The sequence below is a fragment of the Burkholderia sp. AU15512 genome (assembly GCF_002223325.1).
Taxonomy (GTDB): Bacteria; Pseudomonadota; Gammaproteobacteria; order Burkholderiales; family Burkholderiaceae; genus Burkholderia.
The window spans coordinates 315,369-330,926 of sequence record NZ_NKEX01000003.1 but is presented as its reverse complement, the minus strand read 5'-3'; the positions used below and the strand labels follow the sequence as shown (position 1 = coordinate 330,926).

Genomic DNA, 15,558 nt, shown 5'->3' with positions numbered 1-15,558 from the left:
CGTCAATGCCTCTTCGTATGGATTTTCAAAGATGCTGCGGCATCGGTGGCAATTCGCTCTGTTTGCCCGGCCGCGTCCGTGGTGCCTGCGAAGATCTGCCCGGTGTCGGTGACGATTCGATAGCGAACGTTGGCGAGCGGGCGGTGTGCATCATCGAGCAAGGTAAATTGCTCGTCATGTACGGCATCCGACGAGGCAAACGGCAGATGGGCTGCACCAGGTTTGCGCCCATTCAGCGTCGCAATTTCGCCCGCAGTAAAAGTCATCCGCATGCCGCGCTCAGCGTAGAAGATCGGCGGTGGGTTGCATCCGCAGACATTGATATCCCCGCTCAATGCCCACTGTTTGCCGTTCGGGCCGGTGCCTGGCCAGCGCGGCCCTTGCGGTGCGATATACCCTTCACGCTTGCAGGCCGAACAGTAGGTCTTCATATCCAGCGTGGCGATATGAACCATCGGCGGCGGATTGGAACAGGTCACGCGGTCGAGGCCTTCGACAATCACGGCTTCCCCGGCGCGGTCGCCTTTGGCAAGAAAGTAGCGAATCATGGACGCTACCTCAGCGGGGCATGGACGAGCGGGTGACGACGCTAAATACAACGGACGACGCCATGCCTTGTCGGTCGGGACTATCGGTGATCGTGTCGCCGTTATCGAGTTCGCTGCCAACGAAGGCGAGCGGCGCGAAGTCGGCCCGGTCGGCCAAACCCAGACCGGTCGTAACGCGCGCGGTTGAGCCGTCGGGATAGCGGATCAGGTCGCCCATCGTGGCAGCTTTGCCCAAGTGTGGCGCTACTTCCCATGTGCCGGACGGCTCGCGTAATGCACCGCCGCGCGCTGTTGTCGCGCCACGTACCGCCAATCTATAGGCAGGCGGTGCGGGTGGCGGCACATAGGTGGGATCGAACAGGCCCGCAACGCTTTGCCCCTCCCGCACGTGAATGCCCCACGAAGTGCGCAGCGTTTCGGTAATGCGGTCGCCGTTGCTCAACCGGCTGCCCACTAACGCGAATGGCTTGCCTCCGCTATGGTTGTCTCCCGCGCCGTCGATAATCGCGGCCTCGCTACCGTCGTCGTAGGTCACTACATCGCCGACGCAGGCGACTTCCAATCCGGCCAATGTCAGGCCGCTGGTTGCGGTGGTGACACGTCCACCGCGTTCCGTGAGCGCGCCAACGGTGGCGAAAAGATGGGTCGGTGCTTTGAGTTCGTTTTTCATCCGGCTTCCCTGTCTCAGTAAATGGAATGGCTGCCTAGAGACGCTATTCCAGATCAGAAACGTCGATCAATCGGACGAATATGATTCGGCACCCATAACAGATGTGAATTGTTCTGTTTTACCGTTTGAATCGACCTAGCGCGGGAATACGCCGGGGGGATCGGTGCGATAGCTTGATTTCTTCGGGGTTGCTTTCCATCCGGCAGCCAACTTGCTCATCCCGGCCGGGTGCGCTTGCCGGTGATTCGGTCTCAAGTCGAAAACCAATCATTCACACGTGAGGGAACACCTTCCCCATCGGAGGGTCGTCCTCCGGATAGAACGTCGGATAACCGCGCTCTTGCGCGTCGCGGTACCCGGCACGCCGATCACGCCGTCCGCAGAAACAACCGCCGCGTCAGGTCGAACGCGACCAGGTTGCCGGCCACCACCAGCAGCAGCCCCACCACCGCGAGCGGCGACCACTGGTAGCCCTCGAACACAGTCGACACGGCCAGCGCGACGATCGGGAACAGCACCGTGCAGTACGCGGCGCGCTCCGGCCCGATCCGGCCGACGAGGGTCAGATACGCGGTAAAGCCGATCACCGAGCCGGGCACGGCCAGGTAGACGAGCGCGCCGAGATAACGCGGGCTCGTGTCGAGCGTGAACGGCATCCCGGCCACCACGCTGCCGACGGTCAGGATTGCCGCGCCGATCAGCATCGCCCAGCCGTTGGTCGCGAGCGGGTGCAGCCCCATCGACTGCATCCGGCTCGACAGCAGGTTGCCGATCGAGAAGCACATCGTGCCCGCGAACGCGATCGCGAGCCCCGTCCACGTCGCGTGGTCGTCGAGATGGCCGGCCATCTGCTGCCAGAACAGGCACGCGATGCCGGCCAGCCCGAGCAGCGCACCGGCAATCGCCGACGGCCGCAGCGGACGGCCCATGAACAGCCGTCCGTTGATCGAGTTCAGCAGCGGCGCGGTCGAGAAGATCACCGCGACGAGGCCGCTCGGCACGACCTGCTCCGCATAGTAGAAGCACAGGAAGTTCAGGCAGAACAGCGCGAAGCCCTGCGCGAGGAGAAAACGCCACGCTTCGCGCGGCGGGCGCACCGGCCGGCGCATCACGCGCAGCAGCGCGAACAGCACGGCGGCCGCGAGCCAGAAGCGCCAGGCGATCGACACGGGCGGCGGCACGGCGCCGAGCTGCCATTTGATCGCGATCCAGGTGGTGCCCCAGATCAGCACGGTGACGAAATAAAGCGACAGGTTCATGGCGGCAACGATCCAAAAGGCAGGTGAAACGGATCCCGACTATGCCGCCGCCCGGCGCGCGCCGATTGTCCGGAATTGCGGTCTTTTTCGGGCCGCCGCACGCGGCGCCGCGCGCCCGCTTATACTCGGCCCATCATGAGCCTCTCCCTTTCCGCGCCCCCCGTCGACCACCCTACCGCCCTGGCTGGCGGCGATCTGCCGTTCGGCCTGCAGTCGGTCTGCCGCACGCTCGCGGACGCGAACGCGACGCTCGAGCGCTTCGCGTGGCTCGGCGACCATCTGGCGATCGCCGAATGGACGCGGATCACCGACGAAAGCGAGACGGTCTACGAGCAGCCGGGCCACCACACGCTGTCGTGCTACCTCGACGGCGGTTACCGGACCGAACGCCAGCGCGTGCCGCGCTACGGCGCGCCGAGCCTGCTGTGCGCGCTGCCGGGCGACCACGAATCGCGCTGGTGGGTGCGCGGCGAGATGCACTTCATCCACCTGTATTTCCTGCCCGAACACTTCACGCAGCGCGCGATCCGCGAACTCGACCGCGAGCCGCGCGAGCTGAAGCTCGCCGACCGCACTTACTTCGAGGATGCGCGCGTCGCCGCGCTGCTGCGCTCGCTCGCGCTGGACGGCTGGGACGATGCCGACGAACGGCTGCGCGTGAACGAGACCGCGCACGAGGTGCTGAGCCTGCTGCTGCGCGGGCAGAGCACGACCCGCACCGACACGTCGTTCCGCGGCGGGCTCGCACCGGCCGTGCGCCGCCGCGTGCGCGACTACATCGACACGTACCTGACGCAACCGCTGACGCTCGGCGAACTCGCCGACGTCGCCGCGCTGTCCGAGTACCACTTCTCGCGGATGTTCCGGCTGTCGTTCGGCCGCGCGCCGCACGCGTGGGTGGCCGAGCAGCGCCTCGCGCGGGCCCGCGAGCTGCTGCGCACGACGGCGCTGCCGCTCGCGCAGATCGCGGCCGACTGCGGCTATGCGAACGCCGGCCACTTCAGCCATCGCTTTCGCGACGCACATGGCACGACGCCGAATACGTACCGGCGCGCGATGCAGGGCCGCTGAGCGCGGCCCCTTTTTCCCGTTTCCCCGCTTACGCGCCGCGCCGCGACAGTTCCTGTTCGAGCGCCGCGACGCCGGCCGGCAGGTCGACCGGCACCTTCAGGTCGACCATCGTGCGGCCGAACGCATGCAGCGTGCGGAACAGGTTGTGTTCGCGGCACTGCTCGCCCATCTGCCCGATCCGTACGATCGGCAAGCCGAACGAGCCCGAGATCTCGACCTGGTACTGCTTCGAGATATGGCCGCAGACCATTCCCGGCGTAAGCCCTTCCGGCGTCTCGATCCCGACCACTGAATTGAGCCGGCAGTCCTTCGGCGCATAGAGCTTGAGCCCCATCGACTCGACGCCCGCCTGCAGCGCGAGCGAGCAGCGCAGGTGGCGCGCGAAGCGGCTTTCGAGCGTCTCCGCGCAGACGAGCCGCAGCGCTTCGTGCAGCGCGAGCACGCCGGACACGGGCGCCGTGTAGTGATAGCCGGCGTTGTGCCAGAAGTTCTCCGCGAGCGCCATGTCGAGGCACCAGTGCGCGTTCGGTTCGGGGCGATGCTTCATGCGCTCCCATGCGGCGTCGGAGAACGCGATCAGCGACACGCCCGGGATCGACGACAGCCCCTTCTGGCCGCCGGTGATCACCGCGTCGATGCCCCACGCGTCCATCTCGAGCGGCATCGTCGACAGCGTGCACACCGCGTCGACCACGACCAGCGCGCCGGCCGCCTTCGCGAGCGCCGCGATGTCGCGCAGGTCGCGATTCCACACGGTGTTCGACGTCTCGCCCTGCACGATCGTGACGATTTCGGGCCGCTCGCGCGCGATCGCGTCCGCGATCTCGTCGAGGCCGGCGACCGCGCGGTCGGCCACTTCGAGCGTCGCGACGTCGGCGCCGACGCGCGTGGCCATCTCGGCCATCCGTGCGCTGAAGAAGCCGTTGCGGATCGACAGCACGCGCGTGCCGCGCCACGCGAGGTTCGAGATCGCCATTTCCATCGCGGCCGAACCGGGGCCCGCGACGCCGAGCACCCACTTCGTGCGGGTCTGGAACACGTAGCGCGCCATCTCCTTCACCTGCTCGATGATCTTCGCCATCGTCGCGCCGAGGTGGTTGATCACGACCGTGTTCGCCTTCGCGACGGCGGCCGGGATCGGGACCGGGCCGGCCCCCATCATCAGCAGCGGTTCTTCGGGCAGGATCGCGTCGAGCGGCACGACGACGGGACAGGGAATGGGCGAGTAATCGATGGACATGGCTGGTAAAAGGTGAGGAAAGGAAGGGCACGGACGCCCGCCGCGCTGCATGGCGAACTAATCGATCATTCCGCGTTCCGCCGCCTCGCGCAAGAGGCACGCGCGGCCGGACAGCGCGATGGTGGCCCGGTCGCCGAACCGGGCCAGCCGGCCGTGCGCGGGTCGCACACCGGTCATCCGGATTGAAAACGGATTGCCGGCCAGGGTGTGAAACGGTTCCACTCGAGCGCCAAGCGCACGATTTTCTCCGCCAATAACACCGCACTCCGTCAACGTCGCCGCTTCAGCGCGACTTCCGTATCGATTGAAATAGACCAGATCCGTGATGAAAATCATCACGCGGAATCCGATACGCAAAACCCTCGCACAATCCAAAACATCCATTATTGCGGCATGAATTGGGGCGCGCTTCCTTCCAATACCTGAAGAAACTCACACAAATAGCTCACAACTCATTGAATGAAATAGACAATATTTGCATCCAACATGCTTGCCGAATATCGTGCCACCTTTGAACGGCAGGCATGCCAGACAGCACTACGTTTAACGCGTTACTCCCGATTTCGATTTTCCGCAACCCGCCGCTTTTCTCAGGTTGACGGATATCGCGCTGTATTGAACAATCATCTGCGGAATCGAAGAAAACGATTTTTCGATACGACGGAAAACTGAGGGCCGCGCGATGCGCTTTCGATGTCGCGCGGCGTAAAGCCACAACCATAATCAATCAACCGGGCCAGAAATACGCAAGCCATGAACCAGATTCAGACCATGCGTGTATTCGTCTGCGTCGCCGAGCAACAGAGCTTCCGGCGCGCGGCGCACCATCTCGGCGTGTCCAATGCACTCGTCACGCGTTCGATCGCGATGCTCGAGGGCCACCTGAACACCCGGCTGATCCACCGCACCACGCGGAACCTGTCGCTCACCGAGGCCGGCGTGCGCTACCTCGACGGGTGCCGGGCGCTGCTCGAGGAATTCGATCACCTCGAATCGTCCGTCGCGCATGCCGTGCGCGAACCGGCCGGCACGCTGCGCGTCGTCGCGTCGGGCCTGCTGTCGCCGCTTGCGCTGACGCCGCTCGTCAGCAGCTTCCGGCGCCGCTACCCCGAGTTGCGCGTGCAGCTGACCGTCGCCGAGGGGCCGCTCGACGTGCTCGATTCCGGGTACGACGTCGGCATCGTCACGGGTAACCGGCTCGACGGCAACCCGACGCTGATCGGCCACGCCCTTTCGCCCAACCCGTTCGTTGCGGTCGCGGCGCCGGCCTATCTCGAGCGACGCGGCGAGCCGCGCCTGCCCGACGACCTGCCGGGCCACGACTGGGTCACGCTCGCGCCGCACCAGCATGCGCCCGCGTGGCAACTGGTCGGCCACGACGGCGTCGCGCATTCCGTCACGGTGCGCCCGGCCTGCACGGTCAACCAGCTCGCGCTCGTCCACGCGGCCGCCGTGGCCGGCGCGGGCATCGCGGTGCTGCCCGAGCCGTGCGTCGCCAGCGCGCTCGCCAGCGGCACGCTCGTGCGGCTGATGGCCGGCTACCGGATCGACGATCCCGACACGCAACTGTCGCTCGTCTACCCGAATCGCCAGTACGTGCCGGCGCGCACGCGCAGCTTCGTCGAGCACGCGCTCGATCACTTCAGCGCGCAGCCCGCCCGCGAACGCAGCGATTACGGCTTCCTGCGGCCGTCGCGCGGGCCCGACCGCTCCGACATCGTCACGGGGCTGCAGTAAACTGCGCGCGTCAGCCTTCGGAGGTGCAGCGTGCGCGTGATCCTGTTCAGCAGCCGGCAGTACGACGACGATTCGTTTGCTGCCGCCAACCGGCGGTTCGGCTATCGGCTGCACTTCCAGCCGTCGCACCTCGACGCGGAAACCGCGATCCTCGCGCATGGCTATGACGTCGTCTGCCCGTTCGTCAACGACACCGTCGACGCGGCCGTCCTCGAACGGCTGGCGGACGGCGGCACGCGCCTGATCGCGCTGCGCTCGGCGGGCTTCAACCACGTCGACCTGGCCGCCGCCGAGCGGCTCGGCATCACGGTCGTGCGCGTGCCCGCCTATTCACCGCACGCGGTTGCCGAGCACGCGGTCGCGCTGATCCTCGCCCTCAACCGCCGCCTGCCGCGCGCCGTCGCGCGCACCCGCGAAGGCGACTTCTCGCTGAACGGCCTGCTCGGCTTCGACCTGCACGGCAAGACCGTCGGCGTGATCGGCACCGGCATCATCGGCAGCGTGTTCGCGAAGATCATGATGGGCTTCGGGATGCATGTGCTCGCGCACTCGGTACCGCCGTACAACGACGAGCTGATCGCGTTCGGCGCGCGCTATGTCGCGCTCGACGAATTGCTGCACCACGCCGACATCGTCAGCCTGCACTGCCCGCTGCTGCCGTCGACGCACCATCTGATCAACGAGCGGACGCTCGCGCGGATGAAGCACGGCGCGATGCTGATCAACACCGGGCGCGGCGGCCTCGTCGATGCGCAGGCGCTGGTCGACGCGCTCAAGAGCGGCCAGCTCGGCCATCTCGGGCTCGACGTGTACGAAGAGGAAAGCGGGCTCTTCTTCGAGGATCACTCCGACCTGCCGCTGCAGGACGACGTGCTCGCGCGGCTGCTGACGTTCCCGAACGTGATCGTCACGTCGCACCAGGCATTCTTCACGCGCGAGGCGCTCGCCGAGATCGCGCACACCACACTGTTGAACATCGAGGCATGGCATGCCGGCACGCCGCAGAACGTCGTGACCGCGAATCGCTGAGAAATCGACGAAACCGGCTCGTTTCATGGCTGCAAGCGATACCGCAATCGTTTGCTTTTGATCGCCGCTGAAAACACGACCTTTTGCATCAACAATTTCGCGCTTTGTTTCAAATGATGTAACGCGGTGCGTGCGCCGTCTGCTATCGTTGCGCCGACGTTATCCCGCCTCCTCCCGTCCATGCGTTTCGACGATTCCGACATCGCCGCCGTCTACCGCGCCATTTTCGAACGGCGCGACATGCGCCACTTCACGCCGGCGCCCGTCGATCCCGCCGTGCTCGCGCGCCTGCTGCGCGCGGCGCATCACGCACCGAGCGTCGGCTTCATGCAGCCGTGGCGCTTCATCCGCATCACCGATCCGGCGCTGCGCACCGCGATCCATGCGCTGGTCGAGGCCGAGCGCCGTGCGACCGCCGACGCGCTCGGCGAGCGCCAGGACGAATTCATGCGGCTGAAGGTCGAAGGCGTGCGCGAATGCGGCGAGCTGCTGGTCGTCGCGCTCGCCGACGGCCGCGAGCGCCACGTGTTCGGCCGTCGCACGCTGCCGGAGATGGATCTCGCGTCCGCGGCTTGCGCGATCCAGAACATGTGGCTCGCGGCCCGCGCCGAAGGGCTCGGGATGGGCTGGGTATCGCTGTTCGACGTCGATGCGCTGCGCGCGCTGCTGCGGATGCCCGACGGCGCGAAGCCGATCGCGGTGCTGTGCGTCGGGCACGTCGACGCGTTCTATGCGAAGCCGATGCTCGAGCAGGAACGTTGGGCCGCGCGGATGCCGATCGAGGCGTGCCTGTTCGAAAACGGCTGGGACGATCCGGCCGCGATCGATGCCGCAAGGTCGCCTTCGTCACCTGCGGACAGGGCGGATGCGGCAACGGAAACGGGCACCGACCTGGCAAGCGCATCGACCGAAAGCGTCGACGGCTCCCGCGAACGCATCGCCTGACGAGCCCCCCGCCGTCATCGTTCCGCCCCCGCCATTCCCCCGCCGCAAAGCCCGCCGAATCCCACACTGTGAGCGCGACGCGGGCAATCCCGTCGCTCGCCGGCAACAACCGTTTTGGCCCCAAGCATAGGGGTTTTCACTGAAGTAGAATCGCGGCTGTCGTTCGCCTTACCGCCCGCCCGTCCCGCGCATCCTGCGCCAGCCCGAGCGGCGGCTTTTCCCGAGCCCACCGCGATGCCCTTACCTCTTTTCGCCCTCGCCGTCGCCGCATTTGGAATCGGTACCACCGAGTTCGTGATCATGGGGCTGCTGCCCAATGTCGCGCGCGATCTCGGCGTGTCGATCCCGGCCGCCGGCATGCTCGTGTCGGGCTATGCGCTCGGCGTGACGATCGGTGCGCCGATCCTCGCGATCGTCACCGCGAAGATGCCGCGCAAGCGTGCGCTGATGGGCCTGATCGGGCTGTTCATCGCGGGCAACCTGTTCTGCGCGACCGCCCCGGGCTATGCGGTGCTGATGGCCGCGCGCGTCGTCACCGCGTTCTGCCACGGCGCGTTCTTCGGGATCGGCTCGGTGGTCGCGAGCAACCTCGTCGCGCCGAACCGTCGCGCGCAGGCGATCGCGCTGATGTTCACCGGCCTCACGCTCGCGAACGTGCTCGGTGTGCCGCTCGGCACCGCGCTCGGCCAGGCATACGGCTGGCGCGCGACGTTCTGGGCCGTCACCGGCATCGGCATTGCCGCGGCCGCCGCGCTTGCCGTCTGCCTGCCGAAGCATCTCGCGATGCCCGACACCAGCATCACGCGCGAATTCAGCGTGCTGAAGCATCCACAGGTGCTGATGGTGCTCGGCATCAGCGTGCTCGCCTCGGCCAGCCTGTTCAGCGTGTTCACGTACATCACGCCGATCCTCGAGGACGTGACGGGCTTCTCGCCGCGCCAGGTCACTTACGTGCTGCTGCTGTTCGGCCTCGGGCTGACGGTGGGCGGCACACTCGGCGGCAAGCTCGCCGACTGGCGCCGGATGCCGGCGCTGATCGCGACGCTCGCGCTGATCGGCGTGGTCCTCGCGCTGTTCGCGGGCACGATGCACCTGCCGTTCGCCGCACTCGCGACGATCTTCGTGTGGGGCATCCTCGCGTTCGCGATCGTGCCGCCGCTGCAGATCCTGATCGTCGACCGCGCCAGCGACGCGCCGAACCTCGCGTCGACGCTGAACCAGGGCGCGTTCAACCTCGGCAACGCGACCGGCGCATGGCTCGGCGGGATGGCGATCGGCTCCGGCGTGTCGCTCGTGAACCTGCCGTGGGTCGGCGTCGCGATGGCCGTCGCGGCGCTCGCGCTCACGCTATGGTCGGCGTCGCTCGAACGTCGACCGGTGGCCGTACCGACCGAGTATGTATGACGCAACCCTGCTGAAATCGTTGCGAGCACAACTCCACTCAAAGCTGATGGCCTTCATGGACCTTTCAAGGTCCGCGGTGTAGCATCCCCGCCGATGAAAGCCATTCTTAATCGCGATTTCCTCGCACTCATCCTGAGCGTCGCGGTCGTCGGTCTCGGCACCGGCGCCACGCTGCCGCTCACCGCACTCGCACTGACCGAAGCCGGGCACGGCACCAACGTCGTCGGCATGCTGACGGCCGCGCAGGCCCTCGGCGGCCTCGCGATCGTCCCGTTCGTCACCGCGCTCGCGCGGCATATCGGCTCGCGCCGCGCGATCGTCGTGTCGGTCGTGCTGCTCGCGGCGGCCACCGCGCTGATGCAGTTCACGTCGAACCTGATCCTGTGGGGCGCGCTGCGCGTGCTGTGCGGCGCCGCGCTGATGCTGCTGTTCACGATCGGCGAGGCATGGGTCAACCAGCTCGCCGACGATTCGACGCGCGGCCGCGTCGTCGCGATCTACGCGACCAATTTCACGCTGTTCCAGATGGCGGGCCCCGTGCTCGTGAGCCAGATCGCGGGCGCGACGAGCATCCGCTTCGCGCTGTGCGGCGCGCTGTTCCTGCTCGCGCTGCCGACGCTTGCGACGATCCGGCGCGCGCCGCTCGCCGGCGACGACGCGCATCACGAAGCGCACGGCCGCTGGCTCGACATCCTGCCGCGCATGCCCGCGCTGATCATCGGCACCGGCTTCTTCGCGCTGTTCGATACGCTCGCGCTGTCGCTGCTGCCGCTCTATGCGATGGATCACGGCGTCGCGAGCGCCACCGCCGTGCTGCTCGCGTCGATCATGCTGTTCGGCGATACCGCGATGCAGTTCCCGATCGGCTGGCTCGCGGACAAGCTCGGCCGCGAACGCGTGCACCTCGGCGCAGGCTGGATCGTGCTCGCCGGCCTGCCGCTGCTGCCGTTCGTGATCGCCAAACCGTGGCTGTGCTGGCCGTTGCTCTTCGTGCTCGGCGCGGCAGCCGGCAGCATCTACACGCTGTCGCTCGTCGCGTGCGGCGAACGCTTCCGCGGTGCGGCGCTCGTCACCGCGAGCTCGCTCGTGTCGGCGTCGTGGAGCGCCGCGAGCTTCGGCGGCCCGCTGGTCGCCGGCGCGTTGATGGAACAACTGGGCAGCCACGCGCTGGTTGGCGTGCTGGTCGTCTGCGTCGCGGCGTTCGTCGCGGCCGCGCTGTGGGAGCGCCGCGCCGCGCTGCAGCGCGCGGTTTGACACTGGGGCACGAGCACTCCGCGGCGCGCTGCCCCAACGGCGACGGTGCGAACACGCGCCGCCCGTCCGCCGATACACCGGTCACACTGCGAAAGCGACGACGGCCCGCGCAATGCGGGCCGTCGTGCTCATGGTCGCACTACGTTGCGCGTTACGCTTTCAACGCCGGCAGGATCTTGCCGACGCACGTGCCGAAGCCGACCCGATAACCGTCGCCCTGGCACCACCCGGCGAGCGTCAGCTCGTCGCCGTCCTCGATGAACGTGCGGCTGCCGCCACCGTTCAGCGTGACCGGCTCCTTGCCGTTCCACGTCAGTTCGAGCAGGCTGCCGAACGAATCCTTCGTCGGCCCGCTGATCGTGCCCGAACCCATCAGGTCGCCCACGCGCGTGTTGCAGCCGGCAACCGTGTGATGCGCGAGCTGCTGCGCCATCGTCCAGTACATGTGCTTGAAGTTCGTGCGGCTGATCGACGTGGCTTCGGCCGCCCCTTCCGCGCGCAGCGTCACTTCCAGCGCGATGTCGAACCCATGCTTGCCCGCGTGCTGCAGATACGCGAGCGGCTGCGGCGACTGCTCCGGCTGCGCGACGCGGAACGGTTCGAGCGCGTCGAGCGTGACGATCCACGGCGAGATCGTCGTCGCGAAGCCCTTCGAATTGAACGGCCCGAGCGGCACGTATTCCCACTGCTGGATGTCGCGCGCGCTCCAGTCGTTCAGCAGCACCATCCCGAAGATATGCGCTTGCGCGTCCTCGCACGCGATCGGCTCGCCGAGCGCGTTGCCCTTCCCGACGATGAAACCCGTCTCCAGCTCGATGTCGAGCTTGCGGCACGCACCGAACACCGGGCGATCCTGGTCGGGCAACTTCAGTTGCCCGTTCGGGCGCCGCACCGGCGTGCCGCTCACGACCACCGACGACGCGCGGCCGTTGTAGCCGATCGGCATCTCCGACCAGTTCGGCAGCAGCGCATTCTTCGGATCACGGAACATCGAGCCGACGTTGGTCGCGTGCTCCTTCGACGAATAGAAATCGGTATAGCCGGGAATGTCGACCGGCAGATGCAGCGTCGCGTCGCGCTGCGCGACGAGCACCTGTGCGCGCAGCGCCGTATCGTCGCGCAACCGCGCGTTGTCGCGCGAAAACAGGTCGGACAGCTGCACGCGCACGCTACGCCATGCGTCACGGCCGAGCGCGATGAATGCATTGAGCGCCGGCGCGGCGAACACGTCGGCGCCGGCCGGCAGCGTCACGAGGCCCGCACGCGCGAGCGCAGCGAGATCGACGATCTGATCGCCGAGCGCCACACCCGCACGGCGCGACGCTTGCTTCGCATCGCTGAAGATCCCGAACGGCAGGTTCTGGATCGGGAAATCGCAGGCGGCGTCGTTCGCCGTCTCGACCCAGCTCTTGCGGGCCGGGTCGAGCGTCGCGCGCCAGTCTTGGGTATCGCTCATTTTTGCTCCGGATTGAAATGTTTCTTGATGCCTTGCCAGCATTCGAAGTAGTCGGCCTGCAGCTGCGCGGTGTCGAGCGCGTAGCGCGTCGGCCGGATCAGCGTGCGGGTTTCGAACATGAACGCCATCGTCGCGTCGACCTTGTGCGGCTTCGTCGTGTCGCTCGCGGACGCCTTCTCGAACGTATCCGCGTCGGGCCCGTGGCCCGACATGCAGTTGTGCAGGCTCGCGCCGCCCGGCACGAAACCTTCGGCCTTCGCGTCATAAGCGCCGTGCACGAGCCCCATGAACTCGCTCGCGACGTTGCGGTGGAACCAGGGCGGGCGGAACGTATCCTCGGCCGCGAGCCAGCGCGGCGGGAAGATCACGAAGTCGATCGTGTCGACGCCCGGCGTGTCGCTCTGCGACTGCAGCACCAGGAAGATCGACGGATCGGGATGGTCGTAGCTGATCGAGCCGATCGTGTTGAACAGGCGCAGGTCGTACTTGTAGGGCGCGTAGTTGCCGTGCCACGCGACGACGTCGAGCGGCGAATGGCCGATGTCCGCGCGCCACAGCCGGCCGTTCAGCTTCGCGATCAGCTCGAACGCGCCTTCGCGGTCTTCGTAAGCGGCGTGCGGCGTCAGGAAGTCGCGCGGGTTCGCGAGACCGTTCGAACCGATCGGGCCGAGATCCGGCAGGCGCAGCTGGGCGCCGAAGTTCTCGCAGATATAGCCGTGCGCATCGCCGTCCGGCAGCGTGACGGCAAAACGCACGCCGCGCGGGATCACCGCGATCTCGAACGGCTCGACGTCGACCCGGCCGAATTCGGTCGCGATGAACAAGCGCCCCTGCTGCGGCACGATCAGCAGTTCGCCGTCCGCGCTGTAGAAGAAGCGGTCCTGCATCGAGCGGTTCGCCGCGTACAGGTGGATCGCGCAGCCGTTCATCGCGGCGGCCGAACCGTTGCCGGCCATCGTCACGAGCCCGTCGACGAAATCGGTCGGCTCGACCGGCATCGGCAGCGGATCCCAGCGCAGCTGGTTCGGCGGTGTCGGCGGCACGTCGGCCGAATCAGCGAATTCCGACACGAGCCGCTGCGGGCCCGCATACGGCTCGAACGGCCGGTGCACGGCCGCCGGGCGGATGCGGTACAGCCACGAGCGGCGGTTGTGGCCGCGCGGCGCGGTGAACGCCGTGCCCGACAGCTGCTCCGCATACAGCCCGTACGGCGCGCGCTGCGGCGAGTTGCGGCCATGCGGCAGCGCGCCGGGCAATGCCTCGGTCGCGAATTCGTTCGCGAAGCCGCTCTGGTAGCCGGCGGTTGCCGGTTTCGACAGGTCAAGCGTCATCGTTTCCTTTCTCCCTCAATTCATCGCGGCGTTCGGCGCCTGCGCGCCGCTTCGCCGCGTTACGCCGGCAAGCCCGAGGACGAACAGCGCCGAGCACAGCACGGGCACCGCGGCCGCGTGGAACAGCGCACCGTTCGACCAGTTGAGCGCAATCAGTTGTCCGCCGACGAGCGGCCCGAGCACCGAGCCGATCCGGCCGATGCCGAGGCTCCAGCCGATGCCCGTCGAGCGCAGCGACGTCGGGTAATACTGGCCCGCGAGCGCGTTCACGGCCGGTTGCCCGCCGACCACGCAGAACCCGCCCGCGAACACCACCACCAGCAGCCACGGCAGCGCATGCGCGACCGAGCCGATCAGCCCCACCGACACGGCCGCGCACGCGAAGCAGGCGAACAGCACGCGCACGAAGCCGTAGCGTTCGATGAACCAGCCGAGCGACAGCGTGCCGATCACGCCGCCCGTCTGCAGCACCGTGCCGACGATCACCGCCGTGCCCGGCGAATAGCCCGCGTCGCGCATCACGGTCGGCAGCCAGTTCGACAGGAAGTACAGATCGATCAGGTTCATGAAGCTGATCGCCCACAGCAGCAGCGTGACCGGCAGGCGGCCGTGGCTGAACAGCTCGGCGACCGGCGCGCCGGTCGCGGCGCGCTCGCGCACGACGAGCCGCGTGTTCGCATCGATGCCGGCCTGCGGCGCGAAATGCGCGAGCCACGCGCGTGCCTGCGCGACGCGCCCTTTCAGCACCAGGAACTGCAGCGACTCCGGCAGCCGCGCGACCATCGCGATCGTCAGCACGAGCGGCACCGCGCCGCCGACGAAGAACACCGACCGCCAGCCGAGCGCCGGAATCAGCGCGGCGCTGATGAAGCCGCCGATCGCCGCGCCGAGCGTGAAGCCGCACGACACGATCATCATCCGCTTCACGCGATGCGCGGCCGGGCTGAACTCGCCGACCAGCGCCATCGCGTTCGGCATGATGCAGCCGAGGCCGAGGCCCGTGACGAAGCGCAGCGCCATCAGCACCGGGATCGAACCTGCGAACGGCGTCGCGAGCATCGTCACCGCGAAGAACAGCGTCGAGCCGATCAGCACCGGGCGCCGCCCGATCCGGTCGGCCAGCACCGACAGCCCGAGCGCGCCGAGCAGCATCCCGAACAGGCTCGCGCTGAACACCGGCCCCAGCGCCTGCTTCGGCACGCCCCATTCGGCGATCACGCTCGGTGCGACGTAGCCCATCGCCTGCGCATCGAACCCGTCGATCACGAGGCACAGCCCGCACAACACGAGCAGCATCCAGTGGAAACCCGGGCGATGGGTCTCGTCGATCACGCGCTCGACTTCGAGCACGCGCGCGTCGGCCGGCGCCGCGCTCATTGCGTCACCTCGGCGGCCGGATGCACGGGCGGCGTCACGCCCTGGCGCGCGAGCGCCATCGCTTCGCGCAGCACGTCGGCGTCGCCGATCTGGTTCGCGAGCAGCAGGATCAGCTTCGCGTTGACGAGCTGGCTGTCGGCGTCGGACAGGTCGCGATGCATGTCGATCAGCGCTTCGTAGAACGCGTCCGGATCAGCCAGGCGCGGGCGGGTGTCGAGTGGGGGCATGACGGAGTCT

General features: G+C 67.5%; 15 protein-coding genes. 6 read left to right on the top strand and 9 right to left on the bottom strand.

The window, feature by feature from the left end; genetic code table 11:
* Positions 1-2: 2 nt before the first annotated feature.
* The 3 genes from CFB43_RS04025 to CFB43_RS04015 form a co-directional block, all read right to left on the bottom strand.
* Positions 3-548 carry a hypothetical protein gene (locus CFB43_RS04025; protein WP_089494186.1) on the bottom strand — a complete coding sequence of 182 codons (546 nt, stop codon included), beginning with the start codon at positions 546-548 and terminating at the stop codon, positions 3-5.
* Between the two features lie 10 nt (positions 549-558).
* Positions 559-1,218, bottom strand: a complete 660-nt coding sequence (locus CFB43_RS04020) for a PAAR domain-containing protein (RefSeq protein ID WP_089494185.1) — start codon at positions 1,216-1,218, stop codon at positions 559-561.
* 368 nt (positions 1,219-1,586) lie between these two features.
* Positions 1,587-2,477 (bottom strand): DMT family transporter, encoded by an 891-nt coding sequence (locus tag CFB43_RS04015; RefSeq protein WP_089424621.1) that lies wholly within the window; start codon positions 2,475-2,477, stop codon positions 1,587-1,589.
* Positions 2,478-2,612: 135 nt separating this feature from the next.
* On the opposite strand from CFB43_RS04015, the gene CFB43_RS04010 reads away from it, so the two are divergent.
* Positions 2,613-3,548, top strand: a complete 936-nt coding sequence (locus CFB43_RS04010; protein WP_089439334.1) for a helix-turn-helix domain-containing protein — start codon at positions 2,613-2,615, stop codon at positions 3,546-3,548.
* Positions 3,549-3,576: 28 nt separating this feature from the next.
* Here the strand turns inward: CFB43_RS04010 and CFB43_RS04005 are convergent, their stop codons facing one another.
* Together CFB43_RS04005 and CFB43_RS38315 are read right to left on the bottom strand one after the other, a co-directional pair.
* Positions 3,577-4,788: a pyridoxal-phosphate-dependent aminotransferase family protein gene (locus CFB43_RS04005; RefSeq protein WP_089494184.1), complete on the bottom strand. Its 1,212-nt coding sequence runs from the start codon at positions 4,786-4,788 to the stop codon at positions 3,577-3,579.
* A gap of 57 nt (positions 4,789-4,845) precedes the next feature.
* Positions 4,846-5,124: a hypothetical protein gene (locus CFB43_RS38315; RefSeq protein WP_179254797.1), complete on the bottom strand. Its 279-nt coding sequence runs from the start codon at positions 5,122-5,124 to the stop codon at positions 4,846-4,848.
* A gap of 417 nt (positions 5,125-5,541) precedes the next feature.
* Here CFB43_RS38315 and CFB43_RS04000 point away from each other — a divergent pair, with 417 nt between their 5' ends.
* From CFB43_RS04000 to CFB43_RS03980, 5 genes are all read left to right on the top strand, one after another.
* Positions 5,542-6,525 carry a LysR family transcriptional regulator gene (locus CFB43_RS04000; RefSeq protein ID WP_089494183.1) on the top strand — a complete coding sequence of 328 codons (984 nt, stop codon included), beginning with the start codon at positions 5,542-5,544 and terminating at the stop codon, positions 6,523-6,525.
* A gap of 30 nt (positions 6,526-6,555) precedes the next feature.
* Positions 6,556-7,554, top strand: a complete 999-nt coding sequence (locus CFB43_RS03995) for a 2-hydroxyacid dehydrogenase (RefSeq protein WP_089430677.1) — start codon at positions 6,556-6,558, stop codon at positions 7,552-7,554.
* Positions 7,555-7,734: 180 nt separating this feature from the next.
* On the top strand, positions 7,735-8,499 hold the full coding sequence (gene bluB / locus CFB43_RS03990; RefSeq protein WP_089494182.1) for a 5,6-dimethylbenzimidazole synthase: 765 nt from the start codon (positions 7,735-7,737) through the stop codon (positions 8,497-8,499).
* A 234-nt stretch (positions 8,500-8,733) separates the two neighbouring features.
* Positions 8,734-9,903 carry an MFS transporter gene (locus CFB43_RS03985; protein ID WP_089494181.1) on the top strand — a complete coding sequence of 390 codons (1,170 nt, stop codon included), beginning with the start codon at positions 8,734-8,736 and terminating at the stop codon, positions 9,901-9,903.
* A gap of 93 nt (positions 9,904-9,996) precedes the next feature.
* A complete protein-coding gene (locus tag CFB43_RS03980) occupies positions 9,997-11,157 on the top strand; it encodes an MFS transporter (protein WP_089494180.1) in 1,161 nt (386 codons plus the stop codon).
* A 151-nt stretch (positions 11,158-11,308) separates the two neighbouring features.
* Here CFB43_RS03980 and fahA read toward each other — a convergent pair whose 3' ends face one another.
* The 4 genes from fahA to CFB43_RS03960 are packed head-to-tail and all read right to left on the bottom strand — an operon-like array spanning position 11,309 to position 15,548.
* A complete protein-coding gene (gene fahA / locus CFB43_RS03975) occupies positions 11,309-12,613 on the bottom strand; it encodes a fumarylacetoacetase (protein ID WP_089494179.1) in 1,305 nt (434 codons plus the stop codon).
* Positions 12,610-13,944: a homogentisate 1,2-dioxygenase gene (gene hmgA, locus CFB43_RS03970; RefSeq protein WP_089494178.1), complete on the bottom strand. Its 1,335-nt coding sequence runs from the start codon at positions 13,942-13,944 to the stop codon at positions 12,610-12,612. Before hmgA ends, fahA begins: the two co-directional genes overlap by 4 nt.
* 15 nt (positions 13,945-13,959) lie before the next feature.
* Positions 13,960-15,321 carry an MFS transporter gene (locus CFB43_RS03965; protein WP_089494177.1) on the bottom strand — a complete coding sequence of 454 codons (1,362 nt, stop codon included), beginning with the start codon at positions 15,319-15,321 and terminating at the stop codon, positions 13,960-13,962.
* The gene (locus tag CFB43_RS03960; RefSeq protein WP_069247256.1) at positions 15,318-15,548 is read right to left on the bottom strand and encodes a DUF2783 domain-containing protein; all 231 of its coding nucleotides are present in this window, start codon (positions 15,546-15,548) and stop codon (positions 15,318-15,320) included. The genes CFB43_RS03965 and CFB43_RS03960 overlap by 4 nt, the downstream gene beginning before the upstream one ends.
* Between the last annotated feature and the right edge of the window lie 10 nt (positions 15,549-15,558).

Excerpts from the sequence above, each read along its gene's own strand:
- CFB43_RS03985 (WP_089494181.1), top strand. The coding sequence starts at position 8,734 with ATGCCCTTACCTCTTTTCGCCCTCGCCGTCGCCGCATTTGGAATCGGT.
- CFB43_RS03980 (WP_089494180.1), top strand. The coding sequence starts at position 9,997 with ATGAAAGCCATTCTTAATCGCGATTTCCTCGCACTCATCCTGAGCGTC.
- hmgA (WP_089494178.1), bottom strand. The coding sequence starts at position 13,944 with ATGACGCTTGACCTGTCGAAACCGGCAACCGCCGGCTACCAGAGCGGC.
- CFB43_RS38315 (WP_179254797.1), bottom strand. The coding sequence starts at position 5,124 with ATGATTTTCATCACGGATCTGGTCTATTTCAATCGATACGGAAGTCGC.
- CFB43_RS04020 (WP_089494185.1), bottom strand. The coding sequence starts at position 1,218 with ATGAAAAACGAACTCAAAGCACCGACCCATCTTTTCGCCACCGTTGGC.
- CFB43_RS03965 (WP_089494177.1), bottom strand. The coding sequence starts at position 15,321 with ATGAGCGCGGCGCCGGCCGACGCGCGCGTGCTCGAAGTCGAGCGCGTG.
- bluB (WP_089494182.1), top strand. The coding sequence starts at position 7,735 with ATGCGTTTCGACGATTCCGACATCGCCGCCGTCTACCGCGCCATTTTC.
- CFB43_RS03960 (WP_069247256.1), bottom strand. The coding sequence starts at position 15,548 with ATGCCCCCACTCGACACCCGCCCGCGCCTGGCTGATCCGGACGCGTTC.
- CFB43_RS04000 (WP_089494183.1), top strand. The coding sequence starts at position 5,542 with ATGAACCAGATTCAGACCATGCGTGTATTCGTCTGCGTCGCCGAGCAA.
- fahA (WP_089494179.1), bottom strand. The coding sequence starts at position 12,613 with ATGAGCGATACCCAAGACTGGCGCGCGACGCTCGACCCGGCCCGCAAG.
- CFB43_RS04015 (WP_089424621.1), bottom strand. The coding sequence starts at position 2,477 with ATGAACCTGTCGCTTTATTTCGTCACCGTGCTGATCTGGGGCACCACC.
- CFB43_RS04025 (WP_089494186.1), bottom strand. The coding sequence starts at position 548 with ATGATTCGCTACTTTCTTGCCAAAGGCGACCGCGCCGGGGAAGCCGTG.
- CFB43_RS04005 (WP_089494184.1), bottom strand. The coding sequence starts at position 4,788 with ATGTCCATCGATTACTCGCCCATTCCCTGTCCCGTCGTCGTGCCGCTC.
- CFB43_RS04010 (WP_089439334.1), top strand. The coding sequence starts at position 2,613 with ATGAGCCTCTCCCTTTCCGCGCCCCCCGTCGACCACCCTACCGCCCTG.